19 protein-coding genes are annotated in these 18,660 nt (G+C 35.1%); 17 read left to right on the top strand and 2 right to left on the bottom strand.

The window, feature by feature from the left end; translation table 11 throughout:
* On the bottom strand, positions 1 to 737 hold a 737-nt coding region (locus ABIZ51_01940; GenBank protein ID MEO7087536.1), incomplete at its 3' end, for a chemotaxis protein CheB.
* Positions 738 to 909: 172 nt separating this feature from the next.
* A complete protein-coding gene (locus tag ABIZ51_01935) occupies positions 910 to 1,095 on the bottom strand; it encodes a CsbD family protein (GenBank protein ID MEO7087535.1) in 186 nt (61 codons plus the stop codon).
* A gap of 604 nt (positions 1,096 to 1,699) precedes the next feature.
* Between ABIZ51_01935 and ABIZ51_01930 the strand changes: the two genes are divergently transcribed.
* The 17 genes from ABIZ51_01930 to ABIZ51_01850 all read left to right on the top strand — a co-directional run.
* The gene (locus ABIZ51_01930; protein MEO7087534.1) at positions 1,700 to 2,515 is read left to right on the top strand and encodes a 3-hydroxybutyrate dehydrogenase; all 816 of its coding nucleotides are present in this window, start codon (positions 1,700 to 1,702) and stop codon (positions 2,513 to 2,515) included.
* Positions 2,516 to 2,523: 8 nt separating this feature from the next.
* Positions 2,524 to 3,555, top strand: a complete 1,032-nt coding sequence (locus ABIZ51_01925) for a patatin-like phospholipase family protein (protein ID MEO7087533.1) — start codon at positions 2,524 to 2,526, stop codon at positions 3,553 to 3,555.
* Positions 3,556 to 3,559: 4 nt separating this feature from the next.
* Positions 3,560 to 4,297, top strand: a complete 738-nt coding sequence (locus tag ABIZ51_01920; GenBank protein ID MEO7087532.1) for an acetoacetate decarboxylase — start codon at positions 3,560 to 3,562, stop codon at positions 4,295 to 4,297.
* 82 nt (positions 4,298 to 4,379) lie between these two features.
* The gene (locus ABIZ51_01915; GenBank protein ID MEO7087531.1) at positions 4,380 to 4,970 is read left to right on the top strand and encodes a hypothetical protein; all 591 of its coding nucleotides are present in this window, start codon (positions 4,380 to 4,382) and stop codon (positions 4,968 to 4,970) included.
* A 100-nt stretch (positions 4,971 to 5,070) separates the two neighbouring features.
* Complete coding sequence (phaC, locus tag ABIZ51_01910; protein MEO7087530.1) at positions 5,071 to 6,924, top strand: class I poly(R)-hydroxyalkanoic acid synthase; 1,854 nt, start codon at positions 5,071 to 5,073, stop codon at positions 6,922 to 6,924.
* Entirely contained in the window at positions 6,921 to 7,688 is a 768-nt protein-coding gene (gene phbB / locus ABIZ51_01905; GenBank protein ID MEO7087529.1) for an acetoacetyl-CoA reductase, read from the top strand. The genes phaC and phbB overlap by 4 nt, the downstream gene beginning before the upstream one ends.
* A 13-nt stretch (positions 7,689 to 7,701) precedes the next feature.
* Positions 7,702 to 8,496, top strand: a complete 795-nt coding sequence (locus tag ABIZ51_01900) for an alpha/beta hydrolase (protein MEO7087528.1) — start codon at positions 7,702 to 7,704, stop codon at positions 8,494 to 8,496.
* A gap of 557 nt (positions 8,497 to 9,053) precedes the next feature.
* Positions 9,054 to 9,644, top strand: a complete 591-nt coding sequence (locus ABIZ51_01895; protein ID MEO7087527.1) for a hypothetical protein — start codon at positions 9,054 to 9,056, stop codon at positions 9,642 to 9,644.
* Positions 9,645 to 9,761: 117 nt separating this feature from the next.
* Positions 9,762 to 9,986: an SHOCT domain-containing protein gene (locus ABIZ51_01890; GenBank protein ID MEO7087526.1), complete on the top strand. Its 225-nt coding sequence runs from the start codon at positions 9,762 to 9,764 to the stop codon at positions 9,984 to 9,986.
* A gap of 411 nt (positions 9,987 to 10,397) precedes the next feature.
* A complete protein-coding gene (locus ABIZ51_01885) occupies positions 10,398 to 10,859 on the top strand; it encodes a MaoC family dehydratase (GenBank protein ID MEO7087525.1) in 462 nt (153 codons plus the stop codon).
* A gap of 46 nt (positions 10,860 to 10,905) precedes the next feature.
* Positions 10,906 to 12,087, top strand: a complete 1,182-nt coding sequence (locus ABIZ51_01880) for an acetyl-CoA C-acyltransferase (GenBank protein ID MEO7087524.1) — start codon at positions 10,906 to 10,908, stop codon at positions 12,085 to 12,087.
* Positions 12,088 to 12,157: 70 nt separating this feature from the next.
* Positions 12,158 to 12,634 (top strand): hypothetical protein, encoded by a 477-nt coding sequence (locus ABIZ51_01875; protein ID MEO7087523.1) that lies wholly within the window; start codon positions 12,158 to 12,160, stop codon positions 12,632 to 12,634.
* A gap of 73 nt (positions 12,635 to 12,707) precedes the next feature.
* Positions 12,708 to 13,889, top strand: coding sequence for a beta-ketoacyl synthase N-terminal-like domain-containing protein (locus ABIZ51_01870; GenBank protein MEO7087522.1), 1,182 nt, complete (start codon positions 12,708 to 12,710; stop codon positions 13,887 to 13,889).
* Between the two features lie 199 nt (positions 13,890 to 14,088).
* Positions 14,089 to 14,850 (top strand): 3-oxoacyl-ACP reductase FabG, encoded by a 762-nt coding sequence (gene fabG, locus ABIZ51_01865; protein MEO7087521.1) that lies wholly within the window; start codon positions 14,089 to 14,091, stop codon positions 14,848 to 14,850.
* 44 nt (positions 14,851 to 14,894) lie between these two features.
* Positions 14,895 to 16,763: an alpha/beta fold hydrolase gene (locus tag ABIZ51_01860; GenBank protein MEO7087520.1), complete on the top strand. Its 1,869-nt coding sequence runs from the start codon at positions 14,895 to 14,897 to the stop codon at positions 16,761 to 16,763.
* Positions 16,764 to 16,783: 20 nt separating this feature from the next.
* Positions 16,784 to 17,146: a hypothetical protein gene (locus tag ABIZ51_01855; protein ID MEO7087519.1), complete on the top strand. Its 363-nt coding sequence runs from the start codon at positions 16,784 to 16,786 to the stop codon at positions 17,144 to 17,146.
* A gap of 45 nt (positions 17,147 to 17,191) precedes the next feature.
* Positions 17,192 to 18,660, top strand: a 1,469-nt coding sequence (locus ABIZ51_01850) for a CoA-binding protein (protein ID MEO7087518.1), incomplete at its 3' end; no start/stop codon positions are given.

The raw sequence follows: 18,660 nt of genomic DNA, 5'->3' as shown, positions 1-18,660 counted from the left end.
CTGCGCACGGTAGTTTGCTTGTAATAGGTAAAATCAACTCCGCTTCGTTGTCTCAGAATAGTAATAATCTGGTTAAAAGCATCTTCATCATCTTTTGGTAAATTCTTCTCACTATCCTTATATCCTTTATACGTCTGCATAATATGCAAGAGCTTTTCGGGCATCTTTTCGGGAGGCAAAACAAAATCTACAACCTCTGAATCTTCTGCATTTTTAGGCATTTCACCATATTTTGTCGATTGCTGATCCTGCGCTAAGGTTATTCCTCCATGTTCTTTTATTGCCTTTAATCCTAATGTTCCGTCGGAGCCAGTGCCAGAAAGCACAATCCCCACAGCCAGACTTTGATGAACCTCGGCAAGTGATGTAAAAAACACATCGATTGTTGTATTTGTTTTTATTTTATTTCTTGGAGTAAGCTTCAAAACACCATCTGTCGATGTGAGTGCTTTGTTTTCAGGAATAACATATATATGATTGGGTGCAAGATGAATGTCGTCGGTAATTTCAAGTACGGGGATTTCAGTTTCCCTAGAAAGAATAGCAGATAGAATACTTTCATGATTTGGATCCAGATGCTGTACTAACACATACGCCATTCCCGAGTCATTAGAAATGGCTTTAACAAATTGCTTAAAGGCATCAAGACCTCCAGCCGATGCGCCTATACCTATTATTGGAAAATCCTGTTCAGTCTCAGGAGGAGAGAGTGTATCAATTTTCTTTTTTGATGACATCGTTTTGGGATATTATATTTCTCCAAAGATAATCTTTAATATTGATTTTGTCCTTTTGCTTAATTATGTGCACTAATTATGTTTTAAAGCCATCCTTCTTGCAGTCTATAGGTTTAGTTTATAATGCGTAAAATCACCGCCCATTAATGGACGGTGATTTTAGTAAGAATGATTAGAGCGCTTTAATAATTGCGTCAAATTCTTCTTTTGTCTTGCCAAGCTTTTTTTGAATTTTTCCAAGCATTTCATCTTTTTTACCTTCATTAAACATCAGATCATTATCTGTTAAGACAGCAAATTTTTGTTTAAGCTTCCCTTTTTGTTCATTCCAGTTCCCTTTTACTTCGGTAGTATTCATTTTGTATAGTTTAAATTAAAATTAGTAGTGATTTTTTACAATGCAAAGGTGGGTTCTTTAACTTGAATAGAGTTTACATAATTATGGAAATAAATTATATAGTTCACACATAGTTACCAGAACAATTAAGCAATCTGAGGGAGTGTTTAGTCAATCTCATTGAACGATGACGCAATCTGAGGGAGCGATTAACCAATCTCATTGAACGATGACGCAATCTGAGAGAGCGATTAACCAATCTCATTGAACATTTACGCACCTGCTTCGAGCAATTAAGCAAATGCACCGAACGATGACGCACCTGCAAGTATCAATTAACGAACTGTATCAAGTATTGACGCTCCTGCTAACAATTGAATGAATACCATTATCGGATTGAATTAACATCTTTTAACGGAACTAATCTTGAAAAGGCATAAATAGTCTGTTACTTTGCACTCTCCTTCAATAAGGGTTTAATTTTAAACCCCACATAAAAAAAGTGGTAAAAATGTAACTTATTTACACAATTGTGTAACACGCAAATAGCTTGATTTTTTTTACTTTGTAACCTTACTTAATATTAATTTAATCAAATAAAGAACATAACTTAAAAAATAAAATCATGGAAACACAAACTGAAATAAAAAAAAACACAGTAACCAGCAAAAAAGTGCTAAATGTATTAATAACTGGCAGCACCAGCGGGATAGGACTTGGCATCGCAAAGGCATTTGCTAAAGCAGGACACAACATTATATTTAATGGACTGGAAAAAGAAGGTCCTGATATTGCAAATGCAGTAGCAAAGGAATTTAGTGTCGGCACTATGTATTCTGCAGCCAATATGCTTAATGCTCCTGAAATAGTTGCAATGGTGCAACAAGGTGAAGCTAAATTCGGAAGTATTGATGTATTGATAAATGATGCAGGTATTCAATATGTGTCGCCAATTGAAGAGTTTCCTGACGCAAAATGGGATGCGATTATTGGGATTAACCTCAGTGCATCTTTCCACACTTCAAAAGCGGTTTGGAGCGGAATGAAAAAACAAAAGTTTGGAAGGATAATCAATATTGCTTCAGCTCACGGATTGGTTGCCTCTGAATTCAAATCGGCTTACGTTGCATCAAAACATGGTCTTGTGGGACTTACAAAAGTTTTGGCGCTGGAAGGAGCTGCATTTGGAATAACTGCAAATGCCATTTGCCCAGGTTATGTAAAAACTCCTTTGGTAGATAAACAAATTGCAGATCAGGCGATAGCTCATGGCATAAGCAAAGAAAAAGTGGTAAATGAGGTTATGTTGGGCCCGCAAGCAATTAAAGAATTTGTTGATATAGAAGCCATAGGAGCATTAGCTCTTTATTTAGTAGGACCAAATGCAAAAATGATAACGGGTGCCTCTCTTTCCATTGACGGAGGCTGGACAGCACAATAAACTACATTATGGCAAAGACTAAGAAAGCAATAACGCTTGCACTCCAAGGAGGTGGTTCACATGGAGCATTTACATGGGGCGTATTGGAAAAAATGTTTGAAGAGAACGTATTTGATATAAAAGGAATGTGCGGAACGAGTGCAGGCGCAATAAATGCAGGCATTGCTGTATATGGATATCATAAAAATGGGAATCAGGGCGCAATAGACTTGCTAAGTAAGTTTTGGAAGCGTCTTTCAAAAGAGTCTGCTTTTTCTCCTGTACAGCCTACATTGCTTGATAAGATGGTTTCAGCAGGAAATATGGAATACTCTTTGGGGTATAATATGTTTAACTTTATGAGTAGTTACTTATCTCCTGCACAATGGAATCCATTTGACATAAATCCATTAAAGGATATTTTGAATGACCTCATAGATTTTAAAGAGTTGCATGAAAGTAAAATAAAACTATTTGCCTGTGCTACTAATGTAAAAACAGGGCAGGCAAAAATATTTGACTTAGAGAATATCAGTGTGGATGCTTTATTAGCATCCACTTGTCTGCCAACAATATATAAGGCTGTTGAAATTGATAATGAGTATTATTGGGATGGCGGTTATCTTGGAAATCCACCTCTTTTTCCACTCATTAAAGGTACAGATACAAGTGATATCCTTCTTCTTCAGATAAATCCTAACAGGGTTAATAAAGTTCCCAAAAGGGCAGATGAGATACAACATCGTATTAATGAACTAAGCTTCAATGCAAGTCTTATTGCAGAATTGCGTTTGATACATTTTAAAAATCGCATTTTATCAGAAGGGTTTAATATGAATGGTATGCTGAGAAAGATCCGCTATCATTCTATTTGCGCCGATAATGCACTCGAAGAGTTTGACGTGTCAAGTAAATCGAATACTTCATGGGATTTTATTAATCTACTAAGGAACCGAGGAAGAGAATACATGACAGAATGGCTTGCCAAAAATTATGAAATGGTAGGAAATGAGGCTTCAGCCGATTTTTCAAAAGAAATAGAAAACGAATATGGAGGTTAACAACATGGACAAGAAAACGATTCTTAAAACAGCTTACGGAATGCCTATTGCATCTCCGGCATTTAACAGACCACCATTACAATTTTACCGGCGGGAGATACTTAATATAACCTATAAGACGGATATTGACCTGCTCAGAAAATTTGTTCCTGAGCCCTTGGAAGTGATTGAACCACTGGTGAAATTTCAGGTTATAAAAATGCCGGATGTCCCTGGCTGCGGCACCTTTTTTGAAAGTGAGCAATTAATTACAGTTCATTATAAAGGACAAATAGGGACATATATGCACCTACTCCTTGTGCCTAACATGGCAGCGCTCGCTTTTGGACGTGAAATGTTCGGATATGCAAAGAAGGTAGGATATCCTGAGTTGAAGGTTGATGGAGATACTCTTGTAGGTACCATTCATTATGGTAATGAAAGAATTGCAATGGCAACCATGGGGTATAAGTTCAAAAGATTAGATAAAGAAGAGGTTAAAAAGAGCTACTACTCTCCAATCTTTACCCTGAAAATAATTCCTGCTCCAGACGATACATTGGCAATATGCCAATTGGTAAAAATCGTTGAAACAGATATTGTAATTCACGAAGCTTGGTCAGCACCAGCAGCCCTGCATATTATTCCACATGCATTGGCTCCTTTACATTTGCTTCCAGTACACGAAATAGTTTCAGCACAACATATTATTTGCGACCTAACAATAAATACGGGTGAAGTAGTATGCGATTATCTTAAGTAAGATAGATACGAGTATGTGTGCTTCACATTAAATTTAATAATCTAAATACTTTAATAATTCTAACCTTTAAAAAACAAAAAAAATGAAAACAACACTCAATGAAAAAGCCGAAAAAATTAAAAAAACAATTAACGGCACAACGGAGAAATCCAAAGAAACCATCAGGGAACTTATTGACACCAATAACAAGCACATAGATGCTGCGTTGGACTCTAATTTTAAAATGGTTGATTCAATAAAAAAATCTTTTGGTCAAAAGCCAATGAATGGTTCTGTTACAGAAACATTGAAAAGTACTTTTGGAAAATCTGTTGAACTTGCAGAAGATTCACTGGACAGCATAATTAATTCTTACACGCGTCAGATGGAACATAATGTTGATTTTAATACAAAATTAGTTGATGCCATCAAGGAATCTAAAAGCGATACTCCTGAAAAAGTTCTTGAATTAATACAAGAGAACTTCGAGGCTTCACGTAAATTAACAACAGAAAATACCAAAGAGATATTGGATTTCTACAATAAGCACACAAATTTGGCGCTGAATTTCAATAAAAAATTTACTGAAAATATCACTGCTCAAATAGAAGCGATTTCCAATGTGCAAAATGATGGACAGAATAAATTTACTTCTTGGGCTTCTCAGTGGTGGAAAGAAAACGAGAAAAAATAATTTATTACTTTTTTCCTCACCTACGTAAAATAAGCATTGTTGATGTAAGCCATTTTCGATACTTACATCAATAATGCTTATTTTGTATAAAAACCAACAAATGAAAAAGACAGATATCTCAACCATACAGGAATTAACAGAAAGGATTACAGGGGCGACTCAGAAAATTATCAAAAATTATTTGGATAATAATACTGGCTATAACCACGATAACAGGGACATTGTAAATACCTACACAGAATTCGGAACAAAATTGATGGCGAATCCTGAAGAGGGAGAAAAGATACAAGAATTATTTAAGGGATTTTTAAATAGTCAACAGGAATTGTGGAAACACGTTGCTGAAAGGCAATCTAGTAAAGATGTAGAATACAAGCCTCTTATTGCTCCATCTGCAGATGATAAGCGTTTCAAATCTCCTGAATGGGATGAAGCTCCTTATTATTTTGATTTCGTTAAACAAAGTTACTTATTGACTTCAAAGTTGATGACAGAAATAGTTGATACTGTTGATATGGCAGACAAATCAAAGAAGAAACTTGCTTTTTATACGAAACAATATATTGATGCCTTTTCTCCTTCAAATTTTATAGCAACTAATCCCGAAGCAATCAAATTGGCTCAACAAACAAATGGGCAGAGTTTAATAGATGGCTTCAAAAATCTTTTATCAGATATTGAAAAAGGAGGAATTACACAAACGGATATGTCGGCTTTTGAACCAGGTAGGAACATTGCCATCACTCCAGGTGCAGTAATTTTTGAAAATGAATTAATGCAACTTATCCAATATTCACCTTCTACTAAAAAAGTGTATGAAACGCCCTTATTAATAATTCCTCCTTGGATTAATAAATATTATATCCTTGACCTTCGTCCTGAGAATTCACTTGTCCGTTTTATAGTTGACAGTGGCATTACAACATATATGATTTCTTGGAAAAATCCAACTCCTTATATGAGAAATATCACTTTTGATAAATATGTGGAAGAAGGTGCTATTAAAGCAATTGAAGTTGTTCAATCTATTTCAAAATCAAAAAAAATAAACACATTGGGTTATTGCCTTGGTGGAACATTATTGGGAACAACACTTGCTATCTTGGCTAAAAAAACAGCACAGAAAGATAATCCTGTCAATACAGCAACATTTTTAGCCACAATGATTGACTTTTCGGACGTCGGTCCAATGGGAGATGTTATTGATCATGCTTTGATAAGCAAATTAGAACGTGGGGAATTATTGGAAGAGGGAATTATGCACGGACACGATATGGAGCGAGCTTTTAACCTCATTCGTGCCAACGATTTGATTTGGAGTTATGTTGTAAGTAATTACCTCAAAGGGAAATCTCCAACGTCCTTTGATGTGATGTATTGGACGAATGACAATACAAATTTGCCCGCAAAAATGTATCTCTTTTATTTAAGATATATGGTTTTGGAAAATAAGCTAAGCCGGAAAAATGCTTTAAGAATTTGCGACACACTTATTGATATAGGCAAAATTGAAACTCCATCTTTTGTTATTGGTATGGAAGAAGATCATATTTCTCCAGTACGTACAAACTTCACAACCACCGAACTTTTAAGTGGACCTGTTGAATTTATACTTGGAGAATCAGGACATGTAATGGGCGTGGCGAATCCGCCTGCTAAGAAAAAATATGGTTATTACCTAAATGGTAAACTCGAAAATGGATTTGAAAAATGGAAAGAGACAGCGAAGTTTCATGAAGGAAGTTGGTGGACTCCGTGGAGTGAACGGCTGATAAAAAAATCAGGAAAGCAGGTTGTGCCTATTAAATCTCTTGGTAACACCAAATATAAAGTAATAGAACCAGCACCTGGAAGATATGTGAAAGAGAAGTGTTCTGAAAATATTCATAAAAAAAAGGACAACAATAAAAAAGCACAAATGACAAAAAGTAAAATGAACGGAGTTAATGTATGAGAAAAAAGAATAACAAAATAGCCTTAGTTACTGGCGGTACCGGCGGTATGGGAACTGCGATTTGTGAAAGACTATACAAAGATGGATATACCGTAGTAGCTAATTATAAGGATTTTACAAAAGCGATGAAGTGGCGAGAAGAAGCAAAAAAGTGGCGAGAAGAAGTGCTTAAGATGGGTATTGATGTAAAAATTGCCCAAGGCGATATTTCCGATTATAAATCTGCTGAAAATATGATTCGTGAAATCAATGAAGAAATCGGACCGATTGACGTGTTGGTTAATAATGCAGGAATTACAAGAGATTCGGCACTTCATAAAATGACACCAGAACAATGGTACGAAGTGATAAATACAAATCTTAACAGTGTATTCATCTGCTCAAGGCTCGTGATTGAAGGTATGATTGCAAAAGGTTGGGGACGCATTATCTGTATTTCTTCCGTTAATGGACAGAAAGGACAATTTGGACAAACCAATTATGCAGCAACAAAAGCTGGTATGTATGGATTTACAAAATCACTCGCTTTGGAAGTTGCCAAAAAAGGTATTACAGTTAATACGGTTTCTCCAGGTTATGTGGGAACAGCAATGGTAATGGCAATTAAAGAAGAAATAAGAGATAAAATTATACAGCAAATTCCGATGGGACGTTTAGGTACTCCTTCCGAAATCGGGGATGCGGTAAGTTATTTAGCTTCGGATGAAGCACGCTACATTACCGGTGCTAACATTGCCATCAACGGAGGTTTACACATGTTTTAATTTTTCTACGCCTATGCTTTTTAAAACCAGTGATGAGCTAAATTTATATTATGAACTGATTGGGAATCCCAAATCAAAAAACTATATCCTTTTTTTGAATGGTATTTCTCAATCTACCGTTGCGTGGAACCTGATACTTCCTGCATTTACGGAAAATTATCGTATTATTTTATGCGATTTTATTTTCCAGGGACAATCCGATAAAAAAGGCGATGTGCGTAGTTTTGATCAACATGCCGCGGATATTTATGGGTTAATAAATTTCCTTAAGATTGACAAGATCACTCCCATTGGCATATCCTACGGAAGTTTAGTGGCACAGCATTTTGCGCTGAACTATCCTGAAAAAGTAAATAAACTTGTATTGCTCTCTACCTTTGCTCATAAAACACCTTATTATAATGCTATTGAATATTCATGGGAGCGTACTCTGGACGCAGGAGGCTATGCACTCATGTTGGATGTTATGCTTCCTATGGTATTAGGAAAAAATTATTTTGAACATCCACTAGTTCCTATTGATACACTCAGATCCATGCGTCAAATAACGAATAACGATCCTGATGCACTTAAGAAACTAATGAAAGCCACCAAACAAAGAGGGGATTATCGCGAGAAATTAAAAAAAATAAAATGCCCGACATTGATTGTCCATGGAGAAAATGATACTCTATTACTTATAAACATGGGTAGAGAGGTAGCTGAGTCCATTTCTGGAAGTAAGTTTGAAATCATTAAAGGTGTCGGACACACACTTAATTTGGAGGCAGCTCCTCAGATTACAAAATTAATTACGGAATTTATTTAAAAAAATTCCGAATCTATCGATACACTTGCTTTATTACTGGTTACAGATAATGTCTCTATGATTACTGGAGCGACTTTACCGGATTGATGGAGCTTGGACAGCGCAATGAACAATTCGAATTTTACAGAATAGTCTGTTTATTGAATGTTGATTTATACCCAATATTTCTTTTTTATATTTCAATACGGTCTGTAGCAATTTCTAAATGATAAAGATCATTTGAGTTATCTATTCCCGTCATCGAAAAACCTAATTGATGTGAGTACTTTTGATTTGCTTGAAATATAACAAATACTCTCCCCTAAATGGGAACAGCACATTAAATTCAAGTCTAAAAAAACAAAAAGCAAATTTAGACTACGTATATGCGACAATAGATATAGTCTGCATAAATTTATTTAAAGATGTGATAATAATGTAATTTATTTTCACAATTGTGTAATACACAAGGGGCTTGAGTTTTTCATCTTTGTACCGTCATCTGAAAAAATATTTTTTTGACAAGAAATTTCATCTAAAAAAATCTAATAATTCTAACTTTTAAAAAACAAAAAAAAATGAAAACAACACTCAATGAAAAAGCCGAAAAAATTAAAAAGACAATTAACGGCACAGCGGAGAAATCCAAAGAAACCATCAGAGAATTTATTGACACCAATAACAAGCACATAGGTGCTGCGTTGGACACTAATTTTAAAATGGTTGATTCAATAAAAAAATCTTTTGGTCAAAAGTCAATGGATGATTCTGTTACGGAAACATTGAAAAACACATTTGGAAAGTCTGTTGAACTTGCAGAAGATGCGCTTGACAGTATTATTAATTCATATACGCGTCAGATGGAACAGAATGTTGATTTTAATACAAAATTAATTGACACCATCAAAGAACACAAAAGCGGAACTCCTGAAAAAGTTCTTGAATTAATACATGAAAATTTCGAAGCTTCACGTAAGTTAACAACAGAAAACACCAAAGAAATATTGGATTTCTATAATAAGCACACAAATTTGGCACTAAATTTCAATAAAAAATTTGCTGAAAATATCACTGCTCAAATAGAAGCGATTTCCAATGTGCAAAATGATAGTCAGAATAAATTTACCTCGTGGGCTTCTCATTGGTGGAAAGAAAATGAAAAAAAGTAGTATCTGAAATATACAATATTTTTTCATAGATGTTTAATGGAACAAAGATGAAGGGATTCACCTTTGTTCCTTGATTTAAAATACTAAATTAAAATACTAAACTTAAAACTTAAAATTATGGATTATTATAATTATCACTTCTGGGGAATGAACTTTATCTGGTGGTTCCTATGGATTATCGTATTGATTTGGATTTTCGCTATTCCTTATAATATTCCAGGACAGCGAACACAAAAAGATTCTCCGCTTGACATTTTGAAGAAGCGTTTCGCTTCAGGAGAGATTACAAAAGAAGAATTTCAGGAACATAAGAAAATTCTATTTGAGGATTTTACTAAATAGACTGAAAGAATAAAAAAAACAGGGAATACTGGATGACAGCAGGAACTGAGGACTGGGTAACAGCGGAACTGAGCAAATATCAAATATTACATAAATGGAAAGTACAATGCCTTTGGATTAACCATAAGGAGACTTCCATACGGAGTTTTCTATATTCTTTATGGTCTTGCAATTTTAATACCTGTATTAGCTGTTGGAGTTAGAAGACTACTTGATGTGGAAAAAGTGGTTGGATGATTTTAATAGCACTGATTCCATTAATTGGTACTATTTGGTTATTAGTTCTAATGGTTACAGATAGTAATCTTGGAGAAAATCAATATGGTGCAAATCCGAAAAAAGCAACGTTATTAATTAGATTATAAACGATAAAACGGGAATTTGTATTAGCGTATTAATAAATTACACAAAATGAAAAACGATTCATCAAAAAAATTGGCAGTCGTTGAGGATAAAGAAGAGAATGTTTTAGCCCAAATGGGGAAACAATTTGTGTTTTCACGCAGTTTTTCATCAAAAGAGATGAAGACTTTTGCAGAACTTACAGGTGATAATAATCCTATTCATCAATCAGAAGAGTTTGCGAAACAATCCATCTTTAAACAGAGAATTGTCCCAGGTGTTTTACTGATGAGTATGTTTTCGAAAATTTTTGGAACACTGCCTGATAATAGTGGCATTTATGAATTTCAATCTTGTCAATTTATTAAACCTGTTTATTTGGATGAAACGGTAAAAGCAATAGTTGAACTATCTTCTGTAGATAAAATAAAAAATGTTGGGACATTTTCTACTAAGTGTTTTAAGGGACAAGACGAATTAGTGCTTTTGGGTGAGGCGAAAGTTAAATTCCAGAAAAAAAAATTCAATTAATAAATTTGTTTTTACGAAATAATAACACTCGCCTAAATAAATAAAAATGAAAAAAGAAATTTACATAGTATCAGCCGTACGCACAGCAATCGGCTCATTCGGAGGATCACTTGCATCGGTAGGGGCTACAAAATTAGGCGCTGCGGTAATTAAAGGCGCGCTCGCAAAAATAAAGTTAGATCCGAAAGAAGTACAGGAAGTTTTAATGGGTTGCGTGTTAGAAGGAAATCTCGGACAAGCTCCCGCGCGTCAAGCCGCAATTTTTGCCGGATTACCAAGCTCGGTTATCTGCACTACTATAAATAAAGTTTGCGCATCAGGAATGAAAGCTATGATGCAAGGTGTGCAAAGTATTTTATTGGAAGATGCGGACGTAGTTGTTGTTGGAGGCATGGAAAACATGAGTTCTGTACCATTCTATGATGAAACGCATCGTTGGGGACATAAATTTGGCGATATAACACTGATAGACGGATTAGCAAAGGATGGACTTACAGATGTATATCATCATTCTGCAATGGGAAATGCAGCAGACCTTTGTGCAAAAAAATATAATATCTCGCGTAAAGAACAAGATGATTTTGCCATTGAATCATACAAACGCGCTGCAAAAGCATGGAAGGAAGGTAAGTTTAAGGAAGAAGTTATTTCGATAGAAGTTCCGCAACATAAAGGTGAACCTATCCAATTTAGCGAAGACGAAGAATACAAAAAAGCAGATTTTAAAAAAATATCCGAGTTAAAACCCGTTTTCACGAAAGACGGCACAAGCACAGCGGCAAATGCATCAAAAATAAATGATGGAGCAGCAGCACTTGTATTGATGAGCAAAGAAAAGGCGGAAGAATTGGGATTAAAACCAATTGCGAAAATTTTAGCTTACGCAGATGCTGCACAAGATTCGGAATGGTTTACTACTTCTCCATCACTTGCCGTTCCGAAAGCAGTTGTAAAAGCAGGATTGCAAATGAGCGATATTAATTATTTCGAACTTAACGAAGCATTTTCAGTGGTAGGAATTGTTAATACACAACTAATGAAACTTGATTCTGCAAAAGTAAATGTCAATGGCGGTGCAGTTTCTCTTGGTCATCCCTTAGGATGTTCTGGTGCCCGCATTATTGTTACGCTCATAAATGTACTCAAGCAAAATAAAGCGAAGTATGGTGCTGCTGGAATCTGCAATGGCGGTGGTGGAGCCAGTGCAATGGTTATAGAGAATTGCTAATTAAAATTTGGATATCTGAATTCGACTTTATAGCTCAATAAATTTGTTACAAAAAATTAATACTAAAAATATGAAAGCAGCAGTTGCGGTTTATAATTCACATGAAAAAGCTTTTAACGCAATAAGAGTTTTAGACAAAGAACATTTTCCCATGAAACATATTTCAATGATGGGCAAAGCGGAGTTAATAGATGACCATTTACATGTCATATCTAACGAAGAGATTAGTATCGCTGCACCAATAGCAATCGGATCCATCATTGGTTTGCTTACTGGCATAGGAGTTTTTGCTATACCCGGACTTGGATTTTTATTTGGTGCCGGAGCGTTAATTGGAACAATTGCCGGCTTTGATTTTGGATTGATTGGAGGAATTGCAGTAGCATTCACCAAATTAGGTTTTAAAAAAGATACAGGAATTAAATTCGAGAAGCATATCAAAGAAGGAAATTTTTTGGTTGTAGTTCAGGGTAATGAGGAAGAGATTGAAAGAGCAAAAAAAATACTCCATACCGAAGGAACGCACTTAGAACTTGATAATCATTAATAATAAAATATTCAGTTACTCATTCAAAATGGAAAGTATCTGCAAAACAATCTAAACTAATTTATCTATAACAATGAAAATCACGACTAAAAAGTCAGGTGTATATATCACAGGGATTGGGCAAATGCAAATGCAAAAAAATACTGAATTAAGTATTCGGGAAATGGGTGCCAAAGTAATACACCAAACCATGGAAAATGCAGGAATAGAAAAGGTTGACGCTATTTATATAGGTAATATGTTGTCTGGCATATTATCCAATCAACAACAATTAAGATCGCTTATTGCAACTACAGCAGGTTTAAAAGGCACTGAAGCAGTTACAATAGAAGCTGCATGCGCATCTGGCGGAGCTGCTATAAGAGTAGGTTTTATGGCAATAATGAGTGGACTTTGCGATACAGTGGCTGTGTGTGGTTTGGAAAGAATGTCGCATGGAGATAAAGATTTTGTTACTCGCGCAATTGCCACAGCTTGTGATTGGGAAAATGAAGGCAGTAAAGGAGAATCTTTTATTACACTCAATTCAAGGTTAATGAAAATGTATATTGATAAGTATAAAATGGCAGACAATTCTTTTGGAATGTTTAGCGTCAATGCGCACAAAAATGCTAACTCCAACCCCAATGCCTTATTTCATAAAGAAATATCTATTGAGGATTATCTGAATTCTAAGTTTATTTCTGATCCAGTGAGGCTCTACGATGCTTCTCCTGTTTGCGATGGTGCCGCAGCTATAATACTTTCCAAATACCCAAAAAATATTAATTATTCTATTAGCATTCCTCAGGTAAAAATAACTGGCTCCGCTTCTGCAACAGAATTTGTATCCATCAGCGACCGTGCTAATCCATTGGCTGCAGAGGGTGTTCAAATGTCGGGCAGAAAATCATTACAAATGGCAAATGTTACAACTAAAGATATTGATTTTTTTGAACTTCACGATGCCTATTCTATCATTTCAACGCTCTCCTTAGAAGCGATGGGATTTGCAAAACAGGGAGAAGGATGGAGACTTGCAGCAGAAGGAGAAATATTCAGAGATGGAAAAACACCTGTTTCCACTTTTGGAGGATTAAAAGCAAGAGGTCATGCCATTGGCGCATCTGGTGTTTATCAGGCAGTAGAAGCATATTTACAACTAACTGACAAAGCTGCTGAAAATCAAATTAAGAAAGAAGCTAAAACAGGACTTATACAAAGTATAGGTGGAACAGCATCTACTACTATTACTCACGTGTTAGAAAGGGTATGATATATCCTCTCTTTCAAAAAGAAAAAACATAAAAATATTTCTCAAAAAAGTATTTTTATAATACTTGGAAAATATGAAGAACAAAGAAGTACAAGCATGCGGTATATACCCATAATCATTTAACAAAAATTCTAAACAAGAAATTATAAACTTACAATAGAATATCAATTCTCATTTAAATCTAAATTAATTAAACAAAATGAAAAAATTAGAAAACAAAACAGTATTTATCACCGGAGGTTTATCCGGCATTGGTCATGCTTGCGCCATAGAAGCAGCAAAGGAAGGTGCCAATATTGCTATTGCTGATCTTAAATCAGAATCGGTTGATAAGGCAATGGATGAAATAAAAAAAATAAATCCAAAGGCAATATTTGTCGAATGCGATGTATCCAATTTTAAACAAGTTGAATCAGCAATTCAAAAAGTAGTTACCACATTTTCAACGCTGGATGTTGCGCTTAACAATGCTGGTATTGGTGGTAAACCAAGCAAAGTAGGCGAAATGACCGAAGAGGCATGGCTACAAGTGATTGGAATAAATCTTAACGGAGTATTTAATTGCATGAGACATGAATTAGCGCAAATGTCAAAACAAAAAAGCGGAGTTATTGTAAGTATGTCGTCCGTTATGGGTAAAGTTGGAATTCCGGGTTCAGCTCATTATGTAGCTGCAAAACATGGTGTGATTGGGCTTACCGAAACAGCCGCTCTTGAATACGCAACAGAAGGAATCAGAGTAAATGCAATTTGTCCAGGCTTTATTGATACACCACTACTCACCAAAGCTCATGTAAACCAACATCCTGAGGCGAGGCAACACATTATTGACCTGCATCCAATGAAGCGATTAGGTAAAGCCGAAGAGATTGCAAAAGGATTTATTTTTCTTGCTTCTAATGATAGTTCATTTATTTCGGGAACTGCTCTTGAAATTGATGGTGGTTATTTGGCAGAATAATTCGAATTGGTAATGATAATAATACTAATAATAATCTATTTAAAATGGAAAATTCAAAAGAGTTTAGTGTTTCCGGATTAATAAACGGGATATTAAAAGTCAACAAAAAAATAGCAGAAAACTATTTAAAAAATAGTTCCGCGTATCATCACGATAATCGCGACATAGCATTATCATATTTCAATTTTTTTTCTAAGATCGTAGTAAATCCACATGAACTGGCTAAAGTTCAAAATGTGTATTGGGATTTGTTTAAAAATCAGCAGAAAGTATGGGAAAATGTTTTTATGAATTCATCCTCTAAAAACAATGTTCCGTTTATTGAACCTCAAGAAGGAGATAAACGTTTTTTAGCTCCCGAATGGACAAATATTCTCTATTTCAATTTTATTAAACAGAATTATTTGCTGATTGAAAAATCTGCAGAAAGAATTATTGATGAAGTTGATATGGATGATAAGGAAAAGAAAAGGCTGGAATTTTATAATGATCAATATGTAGATCTCTTTTCCCCGGCAAACTCTCTGGCAACAAATCCTGAAGCATTAAAATTAGCTTTTGAAAGTAAAGGTAAAAGTTTATGGCAAGGGTTTACTAATTTTGTACAAGACATTGAAAAAGGTAAAATCAGCCAGAGCGATGAGTCTGCTTTTGAGGTAGGTAAAAATCTTGCAATGACTCCCGGATCAGTTATCTATGAAAATGAATTAATACAATTAATTCAATATGCACCAGCTACAAAGCAAGTGCATGAAATTCCCATGCTCATCATTCCGCCTTGGATCAATAAATATTATATTCTTGACATTGAACCGCAACGATCTTTTGTGAAATTCTTAACCGAAAAAGGTATAACTGCATATATTATTTCGTGGCGAAATCCATCACCAGGAATGGGACATTTGACTTTTGATGATTATGTTCAGGAAGGCGTATTAAGGGCTATAAAAGTAGTAAAAGAAATTTCTGAAGTAAAAAAAATAAACACCTTAGGTTATTGCCTCGGAGGAACACTTTTAAGTGTAGCTGCCTCTATTCTTTCTCTTAACAAACAATCCAATCCGATTAATTCGGCTACATTCCTCGCCTCCATGGTGGATTTTTCAGACATTGGACCAATGGGTGCCGTTGTTACTAAAGCCTTAGTAAAAAAAATAGAACGTGGAGAGCTTTTGAAAGATGGCATCATGCATGGACACGACATGGAACGGGCATTTAATCTTATTCGAGTAAATGATTTGGTATGGCATTATGCTGTAAATAACTACCTGAAAGGTATTAAACCTACCGCATTTAATGTGCTATACTGGACCAATGACAATACCAATCTTCCTGCTGAAATGTATAAATATTATATGCGCAAAATGGTTTTGGAAAATAAACTTAGCAGGAAAAACGCATTAACCATTTGCAACAGCCCGATAGATATTGGCAAAATAGAATTTCCGGTATTTGTAATTGGACTAAACGAAGATTACATTTCTCCAGCCCATACAGTATTTACAACAACAAAGTTAGTAAACGGACCAGTTGAATTTATTCTGGGTGGATCTGGCCACGTGATGGGAGCCACAAATCCGCCATCAAAAAATAAATACGGCTATTATCTTGATGGCAAATTAGGAGGAAGTTTTGAGAATTGGAAAAAAACTGCCAAATTTTTTGAAGGTAGTTGGTGGACACCTTGGAGCGAACGACTACTTGAAAATTCAGGTAAACAAATTCCTGCACAAAAAAAACAAGGAAACGAAAAATACGAAATAATTGAACCTGCTCCTGGAAAGTATGTGATGGAAAAATGTTCTGATTCTATTAAAAAAAACGTAGAAATAAGTTTGGGTAAAAATAAAAATCACATTTATCAGAAAGAAAATAAATTAATTTTTGAAAAGAACTTGAATCATACCAATTAATGCAATAAATAATTAAAAAAATGACAAAAGAAAAAAATAAAAACAGAATTTCATCTACCGAATCAGATGAAAAAAATAGTCAAAAACCAATTAGAGCGAAAAAATTTCCAGGTTATCCTGATTATCCCGCCAAGGATGATATTTATAATAAGGATAAAGAAGAATCAGCTCTTAATCCGGAGGATACATCCAAAGTTAAATCACCCAATGAGAAACCCGGAAAGCAGAATGAAAAAGATTTTGGCGATGTAGTAACTGGCAGTGACCTTGATGTGCCGGGATCTGAATTGGATGATGCACAAGAGAATATAGGCAGTGAAGACGAGGAAAATAATTACTACAGTTTGGGAGGAGACAATCATAATAATCTTGATGAAGATTAAAAACAACATAAGAGCAAATTTTATAATTTAAAAACTATTTTTAAAATGAAAAATCTAAAATATCTTTTCGAACCAAAGTCTATTGCAGTTATTGGCGCTTCTGTAAAGCCAGGAACTGTTGGAAATGCCATTTTTTCCAATATTCTTTTATCAAATTTTAATGGAACGATTTTCCCTGTGAACCCAAAGTATGATAATATTATGAGTGTAAAAGCTTATAAAGATGTTATCTCCATTCCTGATGCCGTTGACATGGCGGTTATTTGTGTTCCTGCTAAAGCAGTCGTAAATGTGATTAAGCAATGCGCTAAAAGAGGAGTAAAAGCGGTAGCGATTATAACGGCAGGCTTTAAAGAAATTGGAAAAGTAGGAAAGAAATTAGAAGATGAGATAATTGACATTGCTAACAAACACAACATCGCTTTGCTTGGTCCTAATATTTTAGGAATTATAAATACACAAAAGGATGTCAATCTGAATGCAAACTTCGCTCTTAAGATGCCCAAAGTGGGTAATGTGGCTTTAATATCACAAAGCGGAGCAATAGGAGTTGTAGCACTTGACTATGCACACCAGCATGATTTGGGCATTTCAAAATTTGTTTCAATCGGAAATAAAGCGGTGATAGATGAAAGTGATGTGTTAGAATATTTGATTGATGATAAGGAAACTAAAATAATTACGATGTATGCCGAAGACATTAGAAAGCCTTCTCGCTTTTTTGAAATGGCAAATAAAGCCGCAGCAAAACATAAACCAATCATTATTATAAAAACAGGAAGATCTGTTCGTGGCGCTATTGCCACACATTCGCACACGGGAGCATTATCCAGTTCGGATACCGCTTATGATGCACTTTTTGCACAATGCGGTGTAATCCGAGTGGAATCCCTTGAACAATTATTTGAATGTGCGAAAGGATTTACTGGTTTTGTACAGCCAAAAGGAAATCGAGTTGTTGTTGTTACCAACGGAGGAGGAATGGGGATTATTGCCACCGATGCTGCTGAAAGAAATGGATTGGAAATGACAACATTTGAGCCGAAAACATTAGCAGCTCTAAAAAAAGTATTACCGCCAACCGCAGGTATTCATAATCCGGTTGATATAATAGGGGATGCTGATGCGCAACGACTAAAAAATGCACTTGCGGAGGTAGTAAAAGATAAAAATGTTGATGCTGTTATTGTGTGCATTCTGCCGACATCAGAAACAAATATGGACGAGATAGCAGACTGCCTCTGCATTTTTGCAAAAGCAAATCCGAATTTACCCATTTTATCGAATCTGATGTCCTTAGACCCAGAACCTTCCTTTGAACAATCACTGGAAAAAGCAAACATTCCAAATTTCGACTTTCCTGAAATTGATATCCGCGTTCTTGGTGCAATGATCAAATATTATGACTGGATAAAGCAACCACAGAAGAAAACGGAAAAGTTTAAAGTAGATAAAAAGCAAGCGGAAGAAATGTGGAAAAAACTCAAAAAAGAAAATAGAATTCACCTTTCTGA

The organism is Bacteroidia bacterium, assembly GCA_039924845.1.
Lineage (GTDB): Bacteria > Bacteroidota > Bacteroidia > DATLTG01 > DATLTG01 > DATLTG01.
The sequence above is the reverse complement of the archived record's forward strand: the minus strand, read 5'-3'. Positions and strand labels throughout refer to the sequence as shown.

Excerpts from the sequence above, each read along its gene's own strand:
- ABIZ51_01935 (MEO7087535.1), bottom strand. The coding sequence starts at position 1,095 with ATGAATACTACCGAAGTAAAAGGGAACTGGAATGAACAAAAAGGGAAG.
- ABIZ51_01930 (MEO7087534.1), top strand. The coding sequence starts at position 1,700 with ATGGAAACACAAACTGAAATAAAAAAAAACACAGTAACCAGCAAAAAA.
- ABIZ51_01925 (MEO7087533.1), top strand. The coding sequence starts at position 2,524 with ATGGCAAAGACTAAGAAAGCAATAACGCTTGCACTCCAAGGAGGTGGT.
- ABIZ51_01920 (MEO7087532.1), top strand. The coding sequence starts at position 3,560 with ATGGACAAGAAAACGATTCTTAAAACAGCTTACGGAATGCCTATTGCA.
- ABIZ51_01915 (MEO7087531.1), top strand. The coding sequence starts at position 4,380 with ATGAAAACAACACTCAATGAAAAAGCCGAAAAAATTAAAAAAACAATT.
- phaC (MEO7087530.1), top strand. The coding sequence starts at position 5,071 with ATGAAAAAGACAGATATCTCAACCATACAGGAATTAACAGAAAGGATT.
- phbB (MEO7087529.1), top strand. The coding sequence starts at position 6,921 with ATGAGAAAAAAGAATAACAAAATAGCCTTAGTTACTGGCGGTACCGGC.
- ABIZ51_01900 (MEO7087528.1), top strand. The coding sequence starts at position 7,702 with ATGCTTTTTAAAACCAGTGATGAGCTAAATTTATATTATGAACTGATT.
- ABIZ51_01895 (MEO7087527.1), top strand. The coding sequence starts at position 9,054 with ATGAAAACAACACTCAATGAAAAAGCCGAAAAAATTAAAAAGACAATT.
- ABIZ51_01890 (MEO7087526.1), top strand. The coding sequence starts at position 9,762 with ATGGATTATTATAATTATCACTTCTGGGGAATGAACTTTATCTGGTGG.
- ABIZ51_01885 (MEO7087525.1), top strand. The coding sequence starts at position 10,398 with ATGAAAAACGATTCATCAAAAAAATTGGCAGTCGTTGAGGATAAAGAA.
- ABIZ51_01880 (MEO7087524.1), top strand. The coding sequence starts at position 10,906 with ATGAAAAAAGAAATTTACATAGTATCAGCCGTACGCACAGCAATCGGC.
- ABIZ51_01875 (MEO7087523.1), top strand. The coding sequence starts at position 12,158 with ATGAAAGCAGCAGTTGCGGTTTATAATTCACATGAAAAAGCTTTTAAC.
- ABIZ51_01870 (MEO7087522.1), top strand. The coding sequence starts at position 12,708 with ATGAAAATCACGACTAAAAAGTCAGGTGTATATATCACAGGGATTGGG.
- fabG (MEO7087521.1), top strand. The coding sequence starts at position 14,089 with ATGAAAAAATTAGAAAACAAAACAGTATTTATCACCGGAGGTTTATCC.
- ABIZ51_01860 (MEO7087520.1), top strand. The coding sequence starts at position 14,895 with ATGGAAAATTCAAAAGAGTTTAGTGTTTCCGGATTAATAAACGGGATA.
- ABIZ51_01855 (MEO7087519.1), top strand. The coding sequence starts at position 16,784 with ATGACAAAAGAAAAAAATAAAAACAGAATTTCATCTACCGAATCAGAT.